This window comes from Arcticibacter tournemirensis (assembly GCF_006716645.1).
Taxonomy (GTDB): Bacteria; Bacteroidota; Bacteroidia; order Sphingobacteriales; family Sphingobacteriaceae; genus Arcticibacter; species Arcticibacter tournemirensis.
Genome location: NZ_VFPL01000001.1, coordinates 2,571,288 through 2,589,834 on the forward strand (window position 1 = coordinate 2,571,288; position 18,547 = coordinate 2,589,834).

The 18,547-nt window shown below is 43.1% G+C and carries 11 protein-coding genes; 10 read left to right on the top strand and 1 reads right to left on the bottom strand.

The features are described from left to right. Positions 1–89: 89 nt before the first annotated feature. On the top strand, positions 90–773 hold the full coding sequence (locus tag BDE36_RS10715; protein ID WP_235904246.1) for a PASTA domain-containing protein: 684 nt from the start codon (positions 90–92) through the stop codon (positions 771–773). A 164-nt stretch (positions 774–937) separates the two neighbouring features. Here BDE36_RS10715 and BDE36_RS10720 read toward each other — a convergent pair whose 3' ends face one another. After that, entirely contained in the window at positions 938–1,549 is a 612-nt protein-coding gene (locus BDE36_RS10720) for an RNA polymerase sigma-70 factor (protein WP_235904245.1), read from the bottom strand. A gap of 178 nt (positions 1,550–1,727) precedes the next feature. Here BDE36_RS10720 and BDE36_RS10725 point away from each other — a divergent pair, with 178 nt between their 5' ends. From BDE36_RS10725 to BDE36_RS10765, 9 genes are all read left to right on the top strand, one after another. Beyond that, positions 1,728–2,753 (top strand): FecR family protein, encoded by a 1,026-nt coding sequence (locus tag BDE36_RS10725; RefSeq protein ID WP_141814846.1) that lies wholly within the window; start codon positions 1,728–1,730, stop codon positions 2,751–2,753. A gap of 225 nt (positions 2,754–2,978) precedes the next feature. Beyond that, the gene (locus BDE36_RS10730; RefSeq protein ID WP_141814847.1) at positions 2,979–6,224 is read left to right on the top strand and encodes a TonB-dependent receptor; all 3,246 of its coding nucleotides are present in this window, start codon (positions 2,979–2,981) and stop codon (positions 6,222–6,224) included. 10 nt (positions 6,225–6,234) lie between these two features. Then, positions 6,235–7,818 carry a RagB/SusD family nutrient uptake outer membrane protein gene (locus tag BDE36_RS10735; RefSeq protein ID WP_141814848.1) on the top strand — a complete coding sequence of 528 codons (1,584 nt, stop codon included), beginning with the start codon at positions 6,235–6,237 and terminating at the stop codon, positions 7,816–7,818. Between the two features lie 14 nt (positions 7,819–7,832). Further along, a complete protein-coding gene (locus tag BDE36_RS10740) occupies positions 7,833–9,488 on the top strand; it encodes an FAD-dependent oxidoreductase (RefSeq protein WP_141814849.1) in 1,656 nt (551 codons plus the stop codon). Beyond that, positions 9,485–10,837: a glycoside hydrolase family 2 TIM barrel-domain containing protein gene (locus tag BDE36_RS10745; RefSeq protein WP_141814850.1), complete on the top strand. Its 1,353-nt coding sequence runs from the start codon at positions 9,485–9,487 to the stop codon at positions 10,835–10,837. The genes BDE36_RS10740 and BDE36_RS10745 overlap by 4 nt, the downstream gene beginning before the upstream one ends. 22 nt (positions 10,838–10,859) lie before the next feature. Continuing rightward, the gene (locus tag BDE36_RS10750) at positions 10,860–12,083 is read left to right on the top strand and encodes a hypothetical protein (RefSeq protein ID WP_141814851.1); all 1,224 of its coding nucleotides are present in this window, start codon (positions 10,860–10,862) and stop codon (positions 12,081–12,083) included. 9 nt (positions 12,084–12,092) lie between these two features. Further along, positions 12,093–14,423, top strand: a complete 2,331-nt coding sequence (locus tag BDE36_RS10755; RefSeq protein WP_141814852.1) for a glycoside hydrolase family 3 N-terminal domain-containing protein — start codon at positions 12,093–12,095, stop codon at positions 14,421–14,423. 7 nt (positions 14,424–14,430) lie between these two features. Continuing rightward, on the top strand, positions 14,431–16,674 hold the full coding sequence (gene bglX / locus BDE36_RS10760; RefSeq protein WP_141814853.1) for a beta-glucosidase BglX: 2,244 nt from the start codon (positions 14,431–14,433) through the stop codon (positions 16,672–16,674). A gap of 16 nt (positions 16,675–16,690) precedes the next feature. After that, a complete protein-coding gene (locus BDE36_RS10765; RefSeq protein ID WP_141814854.1) occupies positions 16,691–18,532 on the top strand; it encodes a carbon starvation CstA family protein in 1,842 nt (613 codons plus the stop codon). The last annotated feature ends 15 nt before the right edge of the window (positions 18,533–18,547 follow it).

An 18,547-nucleotide genomic window follows, 5' to 3' on the forward strand; every position in this document is an offset into this window, starting at 1 on the left:
AATATATGAATAGGCTTTTCCTATACCTGCGGACGATAGAATTTCGTAAAAATTTCCTACTAGCTATCCTATCCGTAATTATCCTTATTGTGTCAGTATTCTTTGCACTTAGAAGTTATACAAGGCATGGTGAATCCTTACCTGTTCCTGATTTAAAAGGCTTGAAAATTGAGGAGGCTGTGGCTTTGTTAAGAGACAGGGGACTCAGGTATTCCATTGATTCTCTCTACATTGCTGACTTGCCTGGAGGGACTATCACAGAACAGGATCCCGCCCCTAATACTACGGTTAAAGCAAAGCGTACCATTTATTTAACTGTAGTAAAAAAGCACCCGCCCGATATCAGCTTCCCCGATATAGAAAATAAACCGCTCGAGGAAGCGAAGGCAATACTTCTGAATGCCGGTATAAAGATTGGAAACATGACTTATAGGTCGCATGTCTCACTAAATACTGTTCTCGGAGCATCACTGAATGGGAAATTTGTTCATGCCGGCGATGTCGTACCTAAGGGTGTCAGTATAAATCTCACGCTGGGTGATGGCAAAGGTGATGCCGAAGTCGATATTCCGAATCTGATCGGCCTGACTCTCAATGAAGCGCGTCTTGCCGCATCCGGAGGTAGTTCTTCATTAAGTATTGGAGAGGTCATTTACGAAGGTTCTATAGCGGATACTTCAAAGGCCGTAATTATCAGGCAAAACCCGGTTGCCAGTGACACTTTAGTTCAGATTCCGATAGGAAGCCGAATTAATATCGTACTTTCTCAATAGTATTTGTCGCAGCCTTTCAAAAGAATCGGAATCTATCTTTGTATACTGTGCGATGGCAGCAATAATAATAGTTACTTCTGAAGTAAGTGTATTTGGGTATCGTTATTAGCGGTTAAAAAATGAGTAGTTCATGCTTGTTTAGTATTTTAAGGGCTAAGCAAGAGTCAGTTTAAATACAATAGTAATGCTAAAGGCAGGTATTCTTTAAGTTCTTCGCGCAGGAGTTTAAGGGCCTGCTGGATGCGGTAGTCGACTGTTTTAGGTGAAACATTGAGCTTTAATGCAATATCCTTATAAGTCATATTTTGAAACCGGTTCATTTCAAAGGCTACTTTGTATGATTCGGGAAGCGCAGATATTGCAGTCTTTAACCGTTGTTTAAGTTCCTCGAAAATGTAGAAGTCGGGATCGTTGAATGTGCCTAACATTTCAGCCTGCAGAATATTGTCCCTTTTCTGCTTTACCTTGTTTCTATTGATTAAGGTGATGCATTTATTTCTTACGGATCGGAATAAGTAGTTTTGGACAGAAGTATCGACTGTTGCGTTTTTCCTGTTTTCCCAAAGCCATAGCATGATGTCCTGAACGATTTCTTCGGCATCTTCCATGTCTACAAATTGTGCTGCATAGGCGCATAATTTCGGATAATATCTTATGAACAAGGAATCAAATGCACTATAGCTTCCCTTGCAGATGGCTTTGTAGAGTATTTCGTCAGTCTGAATCGTTGCTTTTATCACCGTTATAAAAGGATGCTGAAACGCATTGTATCTCAAATATAAGCGATAATTTTTTAAGGAAACGCGCGTTCTGCGTTTAAAAGCTGTTTTTTTGGGGAGTAACCTTTTGATAATTAGTCGCGTTCTTTTGCATCTGAAAAAAAAGAATAAAAATCACCTGTCTGTTTAGGACATTTTCTTTGTCGTTAGTCATATATACATTGAATGCACAAAAATGACCGGAAGTCCAGACATAAATGAATCAACACTTATCCGTTACTTTTCAAATGAGTTAACAGAAGAGGAAAGAAAAGAGGTAGAGGACTGGATCGCTCTTTCTGATGAAAACAGGAAGGCTGCGAGAGAGGTGTACTACATCATTGCAGCCGGGGACGCTTTTTCGGTAATGAATACTGTCGATACGCGGGGTGCACTTCGTAAGGTAAGGGAAAGGATGCACATCCGGGAAAGAAAAACTACCCCTGTTGCTCTTTTTTATTTTCAACGTGCGGCGGCTATATTATTTATTCCGCTTATTGGTGCCTTATTATACCTTCTGTTCTTTAAGATGGAAAAGTATGGTCAACAGTTTGTTGAGGTGAGGACAAATCCCGGGATGGTTACAAAAATTACACTTCCCGACAGCTCGAAAGTTTGGCTGAATTCAGATTCCTATATCAGATATCCGATGAGTTTTGAGGAAGGGCAACGAAAGGTGGAAATATCGGGGGAGGCGTTCTTCGATGTAGAAAAAGACGCAGAGCGTGAATTTGTTGTCGCTACATCGGAGGGTGTGGATATAAGAGTGCTGGGAACGCAGTTTAATATAGAAGCGTACAAAGGAATGGAGAATATTTCTGCAACGCTTTTAACCGGTAAGATAAATTTAGTTTATACCAACAATGAGAATAAGAAGGCAGGAGTGCTGTTAAATCCGAACCAAAAAGTTGTATTTAATAAATCGCAGGCAACTGTTAAAATGTATACCGTGGATGTGAGTCCCGATATTGCCTGGAGAGACGGGAAGATCGTTTTTCATAATACAGCATTAAGTGATGCTTTAAAGATGCTTGAGAAACGCTTTAATGTAAAATTCAGAATACTTAATCCGGGGCTGAAAGAGAATTACTTTACAGGTACGTTTGTTAATCAGCAATTGGAAAATATTCTCAAGCATTTTGAACTGTCTTCGAATATCAGATATCGTTATATTAAACCGAAGCCAGCGGAAACCACTAATACAATTATTGAAATTTACTAACCACTAAAGGATGAACATGAAGCATACCAAGACATGACATGAAAAACATACAGGAAAATATTGGCGTATTTCCCTGTATGTAAACAGATCAGACTTGACTGTAACCAAGTCTTAAACCTATTTTTTTACTTGTAATCATTCAAATTTATGGATAAAAATTTTTATGTCCAATGCTATTGGATTGTAAAAACAGTACGGCTAACCAATCTAAAAATACCACTACACATGAAGCTGTTTTTTTTCGCAATATTTCTCTCTGTTTGTATTGCAAACGCTGCTACGAGTTACGGACAGCTGATAAGTTTGAAAGAGAAGGACCGGAGAGTAGAGGATGTTCTGAAAAAGATAGAGGAACAGACCGGTTATACCTTCTTCTATAACACCAAACAGTTTGATATTAACAGAAAGATTAATCTGACGGTTGACAGAAAGGACGTATTTAAAGTTCTTGATGATCTGTTCAGGGGGACTCGTATATCGTATACGGTACTTAATAAGAGTATCATTCTTTCAAATTTGCATTATGCAGATGCCGAAAGATCCGGAGCAGTTTCAGAACAAGCATTTCAGGACAAGGTAATAAAAGGAATTGTTACCGACAGTAAAGGGGAGCCTGTTATTGGAGCAACTGTGAGGATAGAAGGATCGGCAAAAGGTACTTCAACCGACATGAACGGAAGGTTCACCATCACAGCGAACATAGGTGCAATACTTAAAATTACCTATATGGGTTTTTTACCTGTGGAAATCCCTGTTACGAGGGATATCCCTGCTTTGCTTCGAACAGAGCTTCGTGAAGATCTTCGCCAGCTGGATGAAGTGGTAGTGGTAGGATATGGGGTACAAAGGAAAAGTGATGTAACCGGGGCTATTTCGTCCGTTTCATCCAAGAAGCTAAATACAATTCCCTCTACCAGTCTCGGAGAAATGTTGAGGGGGAACGCAGCAGGTGTCCAGGTAACTATGAGTAATGCAGCACCAGGCGGAAGCTCGTCTATTCTCATAAGAGGGCGCCGGTCGTTATCTGGAGATAATGCTCCTCTTTTTATTGTAGATGGTGTTCCAATGGCGAGTATTGATGATGTCAATTCGAACGATGTTCAGTCCGTAGAAGTATTAAAGGATGCATCGGCTCAGTCTATTTACGGGGCGCGTGCAGCCAACGGGGTTATTCTGGTAACTACTAAACGGGGTGTTTCGGGTAAAGCCAAAGTAAGTTATAGTGGTTACGCGGCATCACAAAGTCTGAACCGGAACTTTGAGTTTTACAATGGTGAAGAGTGGGCGGCATACAGGAAGGAAGCTTTTTATAATGCTAACGGTTATTATGATGAAACGGAAGCATTCAGGGGACTGATGCTGGATGCTTTGAAGTCAGGAGAATGGGTTGACTGGGAAAAACTAATGCTTAATCCGGCCTGGCAGCATAAACACGATGTATTTATTCAGTCGGGGAATGATAAAACTAAGTATGCACTTGGTCTTGGGTATTTTAGTCAGGATGGGATGGTGCTTAACTCAGACTTTGAACGATTGACGGGACGTCTGAATGTCGACCAGAAATTATCAAAGAATGTAACGGTTGGCTCTAATATTTCTTTTATGAAATCGTGGAAAAATACAGCCGACGGAACGTTCAACTCCTTTATCACCATGCCTCCGCTTGCTAAAGTATATAATGACGACGGGTCCTTGCGTGAAGATGTAACAGAAGCCGGAGAATCACATTATAATCCCCTTTGGAATATAAATAATTCGGAGAACAAAAGTGAGACAGAAAGATTGCTGATTAATGTTTTTGCGGATATAGCACTTGCCAAAGGCACATCATACCGGGCAAATGCCAGTATAAGTAACAGAACTGTTCATGGTAATACCTATCAGGGTGTCAACCATACAACCGGCAGGAATAACGACGGTCGTGCAACGGTTTCAACCAGCTTTGCAAATGATTACCTGTTCGAAAACATCTTCAACTTCAAGAAAGATTTCGGTAAGGTTCACCAACTCGACGCCACGCTGATGCAAAGCGTGAATGTTATAAAATGGAAAAATATCGGTTTGAATGGTACTGGTTTCCCGAATGACGATCTTTCATACAACGGAATTGGCTCGGCTTCTGAATACGGAAGTCCATCCTGGGAACTGTCTGATCGTAAACTGCTCTCTTATCTCGGGAGACTCAGATATAATTTCATGGGAAAATACCTGTTTACAGCGGCCATGAGAATTGACGGATCGTCTGTATTCGGAAAAAATAATAAATATGGTTATTTCCCGTCGGCTGCTTTTGCCTGGCGTGTAAAAGAAGAGCCGTTTTTGAAGGAATCAGTATGGATATCTAATTTAAAACTGCGCCTGAGTTACGGACAGGTAGGTAACCAGGGTGTAACTCCCTATACCACCCTTGGTCTGGCCGATAAATATCTTACGGAATTTGGTAATTCCACGGCAATAGGCTATCTCCCGGGAAGTGATCTTTGGAACCCGAATCTGAAATGGGAAACATCCACATCGGCAAATGCCGGACTCGATTTCGGATTCCTTAGAGAGCGGATCAGCGGGGCGTTCGAGTTTTATGATACCCAAACCACCGACCTCCTCGTAAGCCGGTCGCTTTCCAGAACTTCCGGATACGCTAACCAGATGGTCAACCTTGGTCATGTACAAAACCGTGGGGTTGAACTTTCTCTGAATTCGGTAGTGGTCGATAGTAAGAGTTTTTCATGGAATGTTAATCTTTCGTATACGCAGAATTGGAATAAGATAAAAAAGATCAACGGAGAGGTTGATAATACCGGAAAGCCAAAGGACGATATCAACAACAACTGGTTTATTGGTAGTCCGATCAATGTTTATTATGATTATGCGTTCGATGGAATATGGCAAAAGGATGTTGATATTGCAAGTTCATATATGCCTGCGGCAACACCGGGAAGTATAAGGGTTAAAGATGTGAACGGTGATCATCAGATATCGGCCGACGACAGGATCATAATGCAGCGTGATCCTGAATGGATAGGGACCCTCGGGACGACTCTTAACTGGAAAGCTTTTGATCTGGCTGCAGATTTGCTTGTGTCGCAGGGCGGAATAATATATAATCCCTACCTGGCGACTTTTGAAACAGGGGGGGATATGACGGGAAAACGAAACGGAATAAGAAGAAACTACTGGACTCTGAATAACCCTTCGAACGAGGCGCCTGCTCCGAATATGACCCAGCAGCCTGCTTACATCGGCGCGCTGGCCTATGAGGATGCGTCGTATATACGCCTGAGAAATGTAACGCTTGGCTTTAATGTACCCGTGACGTTCGCAAGAAAATTACGTACAGAGAGTATCCGTATTTACTCGACTTTAACGAATTTCTGGACAAAATCAGATGTTCATGCCTATGGTCCTGAACAGAATCCGGGTGATTATCCGGAACCCAAAACACTGTTGTTCGGATTAAATGTCTCATTCTAATTTACATATTATGAAAAAGAAATTTACTGTAGCGTGGTTGTTCGTCTTTCTGTTTGCGTCGTGCTCTGATTTTCTTGATGAGCAAAATGAGACAAGATATTCTGCAGAATATATTTACAGCACTCCTGAAGGTTTGAAGCTTGCCACGAATGCTCTTTATGCACTGCAGCGGTATTATGCCAACGACACTGAGAACGCCACCATTTTTGCTCTTGAACGAGCTACAGACCTTGCCGTAACAAACGGGGGAACCGGTAATTTTTTTGGAACTTATGATCCTAATTTTCTTAAACCGTCCGCTTCTCAGGTTGGTTTCATGTGGAGTACGATGTACCAGATCATAGGGAAAGCCAACGAGATCATTAATGCTTCAAAAGAAATGGAAGACTCGCCTTCCCTTAGAGAAACGGTCGCTGAAGCGAGATGTTTCAGGGCACAGTCGTATTTCCTGCTGTACCGGACTTTCGACCGCATCTGGCTGAATACGACACCAACTACCCCTGAAAATGTTAACGACCCGCGAGAGTACTATGCGGCATCGCAAAAGGATGTTTTTGACCTTATCTATTCGGATCTGAATTATGCAATAGAAAATCTGTCATGGACATCCTCTGAACCGGGACGATTTAATCAGGCAGCAGCCCGTCATATGAAAGCTAAGGCAGCCATGTGGATCAAAGACTGGACTACCGCTTTAAACGAAGCAGAACAAATAGATAAATCGGGTAAATTTCATCTTGTTAATGCTGAGAATGTTTTCAACGCTGCCGACCTGAATCATGAGGAATCTCTGCTTGTGCAGCAATGGAGTAAGAATCCCGGAGGAAATCTTTCGGAAGCTACCCCTAAGGGAAATTATTTTGCGGCCTACTTTATTGCTCAATACCGTACTGAAATTGGGGGTACTGCCGAGTATGCCTGTTCGTATGAAAACTGGGGATATACATATGGACGATGTTTACCGAGTCCTTACCTGTTTTCCTTGTATGATAAGGCTAAAGACAAACGGTATACAACCTACTATGTACATCAGTATAAGAACACAACCAATAGTCCAATAGCATATGGATCGGTCAATGTTGCGCCGGGAAGCTATTTCCCACTTTATAAAAGTGGCAAGATTAACAGAAATGTGTATCCCGGATGTGTAAAATATGGAGATATATGGACCCGGACTCCTTCTGAAACGAGAGGATATAAGGATGTAATTCTTTATAGGCTTGCCGAAACTTACATTATAGGAGCCGAAGCAGCTTTAATGAAAGGGGACCAGGCATTAGCAAAATATTACTACAATAAAACCTGGGAAAGAGCAGGTAACGATAAGTTTACCGGTGTTCTTACTCTGAAGGATGTTATTGACGAGCAGGCAAGAGAGCTCGCATTTGAGGGTGACAGGTGGTATTTTTTAAAGCGCCTTGGAATTCTGATAGAACAAGTACGAAACTATGCCGGCGATCCGGAAATTTCGGCGTCTATAGCCGGACGTACTAACCTTCCTGCCAACCCTCATTTTGTAAGGTGGCCGATACCGGAAGCTGAAGTTATTAACATGGGAGCTGAAAACTTCCCGCAGAATGCGGGATACAACTAAAACACATTTTATTTATGACAAAGAAACTAATACTGATCATATTTTTCCTGGGAGTGGTCTGGTTGCCGCGTACAATAGCGGGCGCCGGTTTGTATGATATCTGTGTATACGGCGAGTCGGCCTCAGGAGTGATAGCTGCGGTTCAGGGCGCCCGCATGGGAAAGAAAGTGGTACTTATTTCTAAGAATCGACATGTTGGCGGATTGGCTACGTCGGGTCTTACCGCTACCGATATGAACCGGAATGATCTCGTTGGAGGTATAACACAGGAGTTCTATAAAAAAATATACTCCCATTATCTTAATCCTGAGGCCTGGAAGAATCAGGACAGGGACTCGTTCATGACATCTACACTGAAAAGGACTTATAGAGGGAAAAATGACGAACGTGGTATGCAATGGGTCTATGAATCATATGTTGCAGAGCAGATTATGATAGGAATGCTTAAGGATGCCGGTGTCGAAGTGTTATATAACGAACGGCTCAATCGTAAGAAGGCTGCGATGAGAGAGGGAAATAAAATAAAAAGCATACTTCTTGAAAGCGGTAAGATAATCAGCGCGAGGATGTTTATCGATGCGAGCTATGAAGGTGACTTACTTGCCAATGCCGGTGTTTCTTATATAGTAGGCCGGGAAGCAAATAGTCAGTATAATGAAACCTTCAACGGAATTCGCGTGAACTATGATCAGGGGAGGGATATGTCGTCGATTAATCCTTATGTAAAGGAAGGGAAGCCGGAGTCGGGACTGTTGCCTTATATTACTCCACAGCTCTGGGGAGAGCAGGGAGCTGCTGACAAAAGGGTACAGGCTTATTGCTACCGGTTAACTCTAACCAATGATCCCCGGAACAAACGTATTATCAGGAAACCGAATAACTATCAGCCACTTTGGTACGAACTGCTGGCCCGTCAGTTAAGAGCTGAACCTGAGACGAAGCTTGAACAGATCATTACTCTGACCCCAATGCCGAATAAGAAAACGGATACAAACCATCTTGATTTTTTTGGAGCCAGTTATGATTACGCCGAAACAGATTATAAAACACGGGACGTAATAGAGAGGCAGCATAAGGATTACGCATTAGGTATGCTCTGGTTTCTGGCCAACGACAGGCGGGTACCGGAACATATTCGGCTTCAGATGCGTGAATGGGGATTACCTAAGGATGAGTTCAGTGATACCGATAATTTTCCCTATCAGATCTATGTAAGAGAGGCACGTCGTATGGTGGGCTCTTTTATAATGACCGAGAAAAATGTGATAAAAAACGGACGGGTACCGGCTGAACATTCAGTGGGGCTTGGTTCATACGCCCTTGACTGCCATTATGTATCGCGCCTGCTGGATAAAGACGGAAAGCTGAAGAATGAGGGTACGATCTTTTCACCCACTGTTCCTTATACAATCAGTTATTATTCAATTGTTCCGAAGGAGGAAGAGTGTGCCAATCTGCTTGTCCCTGTATGTATGTCAGCTTCGCATGTTGCTTACAGCTCCATTCGAATGGAACCGGTATATATGATCCTCGGGCAATCAGCCGCGACTGCTGCCTGCATTGCCATTGACTCGGGACTTCCGGTGCAAAGAGTATCCTATGATGTGTTAAGAGACAGATTATTAAAAGACGGCCAGCTCTTACTGACCCCTGAAAAAGATAAAGAATGAAGACGTTAAAATGCCTGCTCCTGTTCAGTTTTGTTTGTACAGGGCTTTTATCATCATGTAAAGAAGATGATTATGTCATACCCAAAGCTTCGTTTGAAGAGGTCGAGGGAGCTTCTCCGGCTAAAGCAGAGCTTGTAAAGGAGAGCGGAAAATGGAAAATGACTGTTAATGGAAGGGACTTTTATATAAAAGGTGTAGCCAGCAATAATTTTTATACAAATGCCGCGCTTTATGGCGCTAACACAATCCGTACATACGGTGTAAGTGACCAGAGCCGGCTAATCCTCGATTCAGCCTATCATGCGGGCTTGTTCGTTAATTTTGGCTTATATCTGAAACGGGAAACAGATGGCTTTGATTACAATAATGAAGTTGCTGTGAAGGCTCAATTTGAAGAAATGAAGGCTGCTGTGAACCGGTTTAAGGACCATCCGGCTCTTTTGGTGTGGTCTATCGGAAATGAAGCCGAAGCAAGCTACACGAATACTAAATTATGGGACGCTATGAATGATATCGCGGAAATGATCCACGAGATTGATCCTAATCATCCTACTACAACAGCACTGGCATCATCGAATGTAGAGCATATTAAGAATATCATGGAAAAGGCGCCTGAAATCGATATCCTTTCGGTTAATTCTTATGCACCTAATTTGCCCGGTGTGCTTTCCAATATTCGTTCGGCAGGTTGGACGAAACCGTATTTGATCACTGAATTTGGTCCAAGGGGAACCTGGCAGATGAGTCCGGAACCGACGAGGGTATTACCCTGGGGCGGCCTGGTAGAACAGACAAGCAGCGAGAAGGAAGCAATTTACCTTGATTGCTATCAGAATTATATTGCAGCGAATAAGGATAACGGATGTCTTGGCTCTTTTGTTTTTCTATGGGGATATCAGACTCATGGAGAAGTTTTAAACTGGTATGGGTTATTCGATAAGCGGGGCTTTACCTATCCGGCCGTTGATGCAATGCAGTATGTGTGGACCGGGCAGTACCCGGTAAATCGTGCTCCTGTTATCGCCACGAGGAATGATGTTCTGATGAACGGGCTGAAGGCTGAAGCGGCAATAACGGTCAGTAAGACTTCTTCCAATACGGCTGTTGTTACAGCTTCAGATCCTGATGGAGATCCTCTGACTTACGAATGGATGATCATGAAAGAAGGAAGTGCAGCATCTGATGGTAGTTTACCGGCGGGGATATCAGGACTTATTGACGATAATACTAAAAATTCAATCACATTTAAGGCGCCATCCGAAACTGGTGCTTTCAGGCTGTACGTATTTGTACGAGATGCGGGTCATGAAAAAGTTGCAAGTGCGGTAATTCCATTCCTGGTTCAATAAAATGCTCTAAAAGATTGTAGATATGAAAATATTGAAATTAACGACGGGATTGTTATCCTGTCTTATATTTTTTGTTTTTTCTGGTTGCAGCAAAGATGATGAGATTGCTGAACCGAAAGCCAAAGTTTCTTTTCGTTATGAAACGACAGGGAATGTCCCTTTGCTGGCGTATCCGAATGACGAATTGACGATTGAACTGAATATAGCGTCGTCATCGGATGTCCGCAAAGTTGTGACGATGTTAGACGGAGAGGAGATTTCGGGCAGCAGCAGGGAGTATACAGCCGGAACTTCCAACACCACTTATAGTACTTTATATAAAGTCAAAACAGAAGATGTAGGGAATACCTTACTGTTTGTAGTAGCAAGTTTCGACAGCGAGGGGAACAAAGGAACGAAGGAATTTCCTGTGTATATTCAATCAGCTAAGCCTAATATAAAAATAACTATTCCGGAAATTGCTCCCGAGAGTATTCCTTCCAATGAAGTAGTTATATTCGATATTTCTGTGACGTCGGATATTGCACTGAAGAGTATAAAGACCTATCTCAATAATACAGAACTGGAAGGCTTGAGTAAAACGTCGTTCAGTGATCCTAACAGTGATGTGTATACTTTTTCTTATAGGCCTCAGGCCGTCGATATTGGTCAGAGCCTTGTATTTGTTTTTGAAGTGATGGATGCAAATGGTAACATCATGAAAGCCGAATATCCTCTTACAGTAACGAGGGTAGAAGAGTTAACGATAAATGAATATTACAATATTCAAATGGGTGCACAAAAGTGTACCGTGGCAGGACCGTTTATGAACGCGATATCGGGACAGATCTATGTGGTTGCAGGATCTGCCGCAGTAAGTCCTTCTATTGATCTGATTGCTTTTTACAGCGGCAGCACGAGGGCCTATTTTATTACATCGCCCACTTTTGCCAATGTTGCAAGTAATATTTATACAGTAGCGGCATCAGGGGCCGATGCGATGGAAAACTGGACTGTTCGCAACCAAACGATACTTAAACAACTATCTCTTACTCCGGAGCAGTTTGCTTCTGTAAACAACGGGGAGATGATCCGGAATTATTACAATAGTGGCGGGGCGGAACTGGAAACTACGGCCGGATTGAAAGATAACGATGTGGTTGTATTTAAAACTGCTGCGGGTAAACACGGGATCTTAGTGATCAAGGGAAGATCAGCGAATGCGAACACCGGTTATATGACCATTGATATGAAGGTGGAAAAATAGAAATGGGCTATGAAGTTAAAAGATAATATATCTGTTATTTTATTGGCAGTGATTTGTATCTCAGTAACAGAAGTTTGGGGCCAGAAGCAAACTGTTCAACTTGCTTATCTTAACCCCAGGCTTCCGATTGAAAAACGAATCGAAAATCTGATGAGTCAGATGACACTGAAGGAAAAGATAGCCCAAATGTCTCAGTATGTTGGTCTGGAGCATATGAGGGAGGCAGAAAAGAATGTTACGGAAAATGAACTTCTAAACGGACATGCAAGGGGTTTTTACAAAGACTTGCATTCGAGCGGTGTGGAGCGGATGGTCGCCGGTGGGGAAATAGGTTCTTTTCTTCATGTTTTGACAGCTACAGAGGCAAACCATCTTCAGAGCCTGGCGGAAAAGAGCCGCTTGAAGATCCCTTTATTGATTGGGATTGACGCTATTCATGGCAATGGGCTGGTCCGCGGTTCAACTATTTACCCGTCTCCTATTACAATGGCATCGACCTTTGCCCCCGGCCTCGTAGAGGAGGCGGCCCGACAAACAGCAGTTGAGATGCGAGCAACAGGTTCACACTGGGCCTTTTCGCCGAATATAGAGATTGCGCGAGACGCGAGGTGGGGACGCGTGGGAGAGACGTTTGGAGAAGACCCCAGCCTTGTATCGCAGATGGGAATAGCGATGATCAGGGGGTTGCAGACCAACGATTTTACTGGTACCGATAAAGTGCTTGCCTGTGCCAAGCACCTCGTGGCGGGCGGTGTGCCGGCCAATGGAACCAATGCGGCACCGGTTGAATTAAGCGAGGGAGAGCTGCGAAATACATATTTGGCGCCGTTCAAAGCTGCAATACGGGAGGCGCATCCCTTCACTCTGATGCCTGCACATAATGAATTGAACGGAATCCCGTGTCACGGAAACAAATGGCTGATGACCGATATTGTCCGTCGGGAATTTGGTTTTAACGGGTTTATAGTCAGCGACTGGATGGATATGGAAGCTATCAGCACGAGGCACCGGCAGGTAGAGAATGTGAAGGAAGCATTTCGCTTATCGGTTGACGGTGGAGTAGATATGCACATGCATGGGCCGGTATTTGCCGGCAATATAGAACAACTAACCGGAGAAGGCCGGCTTAGCGTAGCGAGGGTTGACAGTGCCTGTTACAGAATATTGGAAGCAAAATTCAAGTTGGGTCTTTTTGAGAATCGCTACGTAGATGAAAAAATGATCCATAAGGTTGTTTTTACTAAAGAACATCAACAGACAGCGCTCGAAATAGCAAGACGGGGCATTGTATTACTGAAAAATGAGAACAACTTGCTACCGATCCGGGCCGGGAAGTACAGGAGAATCCTCGTAACGGGGCCGAATGTCAATAATCAGTCAATCATGGGCGACTGGGTATTTGATCAGCCGACGGAAAACGTGTGGACGGTATTGAAGGGCATACAGCAGGAGGCCGCGCCTTCAGAAGTGAATTTTGTGGATGTTGGGTGGAACCTGAGGAATCTGGATGAGAAAAAGATAGAAGAGGCTGTAAGTGTCGCCAAATCGTCTGATCTGGCCATTGTAGTGCTTGGAGAAGATTCGTTCAGGGAGCACTGGGAAGAGAAAACGTGCGGAGAGAACCGGGATCGCATGGACATTACTCTATGGGGAAAACAAAACGCATTGATCGAGTCGATACAGAAAGCCGGTATTCCGGTGATTGTCGTTCTGGTTAACGGCAGGCCGCTGGCTACGCCGTGGATTGCTGAAAATATCCCCGCTATCGTGGAGGCATGGGAACCCGGATCGATGGGAGGAAAGGCGCTGGCAGAAATTCTTTTCGGAAAAGTGAATCCCAGTGGAAAATTGCCGGTCACCATTCCACGGCACGTCGGACAAATATCCACGGTGTATAACCACAAACCTTCGCTGTTTTTGCACCCTTATATCGACGGCGAAAAGGAACCTCTTTATTCTTTCGGTTACGGGCTGAGCTATACATCCTTTACTTATAGCGACTTGAAGGTATCGTCGTCTGCTATAAAAGCGGGTGACAGTGTGACGCTCACGGTAACAATAACGAATAAAGGCGACAGGAAAGGGGAAGAAGTGGCCCAGGTGTATATCCGTGATGATTATAGTACCACCACCCGGCCGGTAAAAGAACTAAAAAAATTTAAACGGATAGTTCTTGATAAAGGACAAAAGCAAACGATTTCGTTTACGATAGGCAAAGAAGAGCTGGCGTATTATAACCGTCGTGCGGAGTATGTTCTTGAGTCAGGTACTTTTACGCTGATGGTGGGAAGCAGCTCGCTCGATAAAGATCTTTTAAAGACTAAACTAACCGTTCAATAATGCTTCGATGAAAAGAATATTTCCAGTATGCATAATATTTATGTTATCCGTATTCTATACATCTTATGGGCAGCAGGTACAGGACATAGAACAGAAAATTGAATCTACTTTGTTGAAAATGACAATACGGGAGAAAGCCGGTCAACTGAACCAGTTGGACGGTCGTGGCATTCATGGTACAATTGAAGAATTAAAGGCCTTGATTAAGGATGGAGAAATAGGTTCATTAATGAATATCACAGATCCGGAAGTATTGAACGATTTACAGGAAGTTGCCTGTAAACAGTCGCGGACCGGTATACCCTTGATTTTCGGCAGGGACGTTGTTCATGGATTCAAAACGATGCTCCCAATACCGTTAGGGCAGGCAGCAACGTTTAACCCGGATTTGATAAAAGAAGGTGCGAAAGTTGCAGCAGCCGAGGCTACAGAACACGGTATCAAGTGGTCTTTTGCTCCGATGATTGACATATGCAGAGACGCTCGCTGGGGGCGCATCGCGGAAAGTTTTGGGGAAGACACTTATCTTACCGGAAAGATGGCGGTAGCCGTGGTAAGGGGTTTTCAGGGCGAAGACCTGTCGAACGCGCAATCGATGGCTGCATGTGCCAAACATTTTATCGGATATGGAGCTGCGGAGGGCGGCCGCGATTACAATTCTACCTATATTCCTGAAAGACAGCTGCGCGAAGTTTATCTTCCCCCATTCAGAGAGGCTTTGAATGTGGGATGTGCCAGTATAATGACTTCGTTTAACGATAATAACGGCATACCAGCAACAGGAAATAAATATCTGCTGAATAATGTGCTGCGTAAAGAATGGAAGTTTGACGGTGTGCTTGTCTCGGACTGGGGTTCTGTAATTGAAATGATTAAACATGGTGTTGCGGAAGACGACAGGTCAGCGGCGAAAAAGGCTATTGAAGCCGGGCTGGATGTGGAGATGTCGTCAAAGTGTTTTATCCGGAATCTGGAACAATTGGTAGCTGAAGGGCAGGTATCAGAGACTACGCTGGATAATGCGGTACGTAATATACTGAGACTGAAATACAGGCTTAATCTTTTTAATAATCCTTATACTAATACTGGCAACTCTGAAGTCTATTCAGCAAAGCACCTTTCCATTGCCAGGAAAATAGCAGAAGAATCGATTGTGTTGTTAAAAAATGAATCTGGTATTTTACCTTTATCGGATAAGATTACCAGCGTTTTAATAACCGGCCCGTTGGCGGATGCACCTCATGATCAACTTGGCACGTGGACGATGGACGGCGAAACCGATAAGACACAAACTCCTGCCAAAGCGATAACTGCAATGTATGGCAACAGGGTAAAAGTACATTTTGTGCCAGGCCTGAAATACAGCAGAGATAAAGACCGGTCTAAATTTGATGAAGTTTTAAAAATAGCAGGTTCGGCAGATGTTATTATTGCGTTTGTAGGAGAAGAGGCGATTTTGACCGGAGAGGCTCACTGTCTGGCAAATTTGAATCTTCAGGGAGCACAATCAGAGTTGATAAAGCAGCTTGAATCAACCGGGAAACCATTGGTGATGGTGGTAATGGCCGGCAGACCCCTGACATTAGGCAGGGAAATTGAACAATCAGATGCAGTACTATACGCCTGGCATCCCGGCACCATGGGCGGTCCGGCAATAGCTGATGTCTTATTTGGAAATGCTGTGCCGTCAGGTAAGTTACCGGCTACTTTTCCTAAGGCGACAGGTCAAATTCCCATTTACTATAATCACAACAATACAGGCCGGCCGGCTACAGGCAAGGAAAAATCGTTGGACGATATACCGCTGAATGCAAAACAATCCGTGTTAGGCCATTCGTCCTACTATCTCGACATTGGTTCTGATCCTTTATATCCTTTTGGTTATGGGTTATCCTATACCACGTTTGAATATTCCAATCTTAGAATAACGAATGACAGCCTGAGTTACCTTGATACGCTAAACATAAGCATCGACATTAAAAATACCGGAAAATACGCCGGGACTGAAGTGGTACAGCTTTATGTAACAGATGTTGTTGGTTCTGTTGTCAGGCCGGTAAAAGAGCTGAAAGATTTTAAGCGGATAGAGCTAAATGTAAAGGAGTTAAAAACGGTTCATTTTCATCTTCCGGTATCTGATCTGGCCTTCTGGAATATTGATATGCAAAAGAAAGTTGAACCAGGCAAGTTTAAAATGATGATTGGCACGAATAGTCAGTCGGGAATGGAAGCATATTTTGAGGTACAATAATTTTTTTTCATTATATATGGGATTTTTGAACGGTGTTAATGCCCTTACTTTAGTTTTTGCGGCTTTGTTGGTGTTTGCCATTGCCTATAGGTACTATGGTGTTTTTATGGCCGCCAAAGTGTTGCGATTAAACGCTAAAAATGTTACACCTGCAATAGAGTTTGCAGACGGTAAAGATTATGTTGCTACTAATAAAAATGTACTTTTTGGCCATCACTTTGCAGCAATAGCAGCGGCGGGCCCATTGGTTGGCCCTGTGCTTGCAGCTCAGTTTGGTTATTTGCCAGGGGCGTTGTGGATTTTAATTGGGTGCGTACTGGCAGGAGGTGTCCACGATATGGTTGTACTTTTTGCCTCGGTGAGACACAAGGGAGAAAGTCTGGCGACCATAGCCAGCAAGGAAATTGGTAAAGGTACAGGTCTGATAGCAGGATTTGCCATTCTTTTTATTCTGATACTGACACTCGCAGGACTTTCTCTTGCCTGTATAAGTGCCATGCATGAAGCATCATGGTCGCTGTTTACGGTAATTGCAACTATGCCGATTGCCATCATAATGGGTCTGATTATGCGTTTCCGGAAGAATAGTGTGATTTTAGCCAGTATCATAGGTGGTATTTTGTTGTTTGCCGGTATTGCTGGCGGACATGAACTGATGCAGTTTAAAGAAATCAGCAATTTGTTCCACTGGAGAATAGAAACCATATCCATTGCTATTACGGTATATGGCTTTTTGGCATCGGTATTACCGGTTTGGTTGCTTTTAGTTCCAAGAGATTATCTATCAACTTATTTAAAAATAGGAACGATACTAATGCTGACAATAGGGGTAATCTTTATTCATCCTACGTTGCAAATGCCTGCAATCACAGAATTGGTACATGGCGGTGGTCCGGTAATAGGTGGCCCGGTTTTACCTTTCATCTTTATCGTAATTGCATGTGGCGCTATTTCGGGTTTTCATGCCGTAATTGCGACAGGAACAACACCCAAAATGCTGACTAATGAGCGTGAAATTCTTTTTGTTGGTTATGGCGCTATGTTGGTTGAAGGCTTCGTCGCATTAATGGCTCTGATTGCTGCCTGTACGTTAGCACCCGGTGATTATTTTGCCATCAATACACCAAAGGAAATGTATGAAGCTTTTGTTGCCGCAAATCCCAATTTACATCCTGTCGATCTCGATTATTTTGTCGAAAAGATAGGAGTAGACTTATATGGAAGAACAGGAGGTGCCGTTTCTTTGGCAGTCGGGATGGCACATATATTCAATAAAATACCATTTATAGATGATTTAATGACCTATTGGTACAATTTTGCAGTTATGTTTGAAGCCGTCTTTATTTTAACCGCTATTGATGCCGGAACCAGAGTGGGACGGTTCTTTCTGCAAGAGATGTTAGGTAATGTAATTCCAAAATTTAATGACAAGAGCTGGATACCTGGTATTGTTATAAGCAGTTTAACTTTCACTTTCTCATGGGGCTATTTAGTTTACACGGGGAATGTAAGTAGTATATGGCCTTTATTTGGCATCAGTAACCAACTGCTGGCAGCCTGCGGGTTGATTGTCTGTACTACCATGCTCATCCGGATTAACAGGAAGAAATACGCTTTGTGTTCAGCCATCCCAGGTGTTTTTATGGCCATTATAACTTTTTGGGCAGGGTATGAACAAATCAAGTATATGTATCTGCCACAAAAGCAGTATTTATTGACTTTTCTCGCATCTCTGGCAATAGTGTTGATGTTGGTGGTGTTTGTTAATACCTTTAAGAGATGGTATCATCTGTTAAAATTGAAAGCAGATAAGACTGATCAATATGGAGAGACAGTGAAGGAACTGGCAGAAAGATAGAACCTTTCTGCTTTT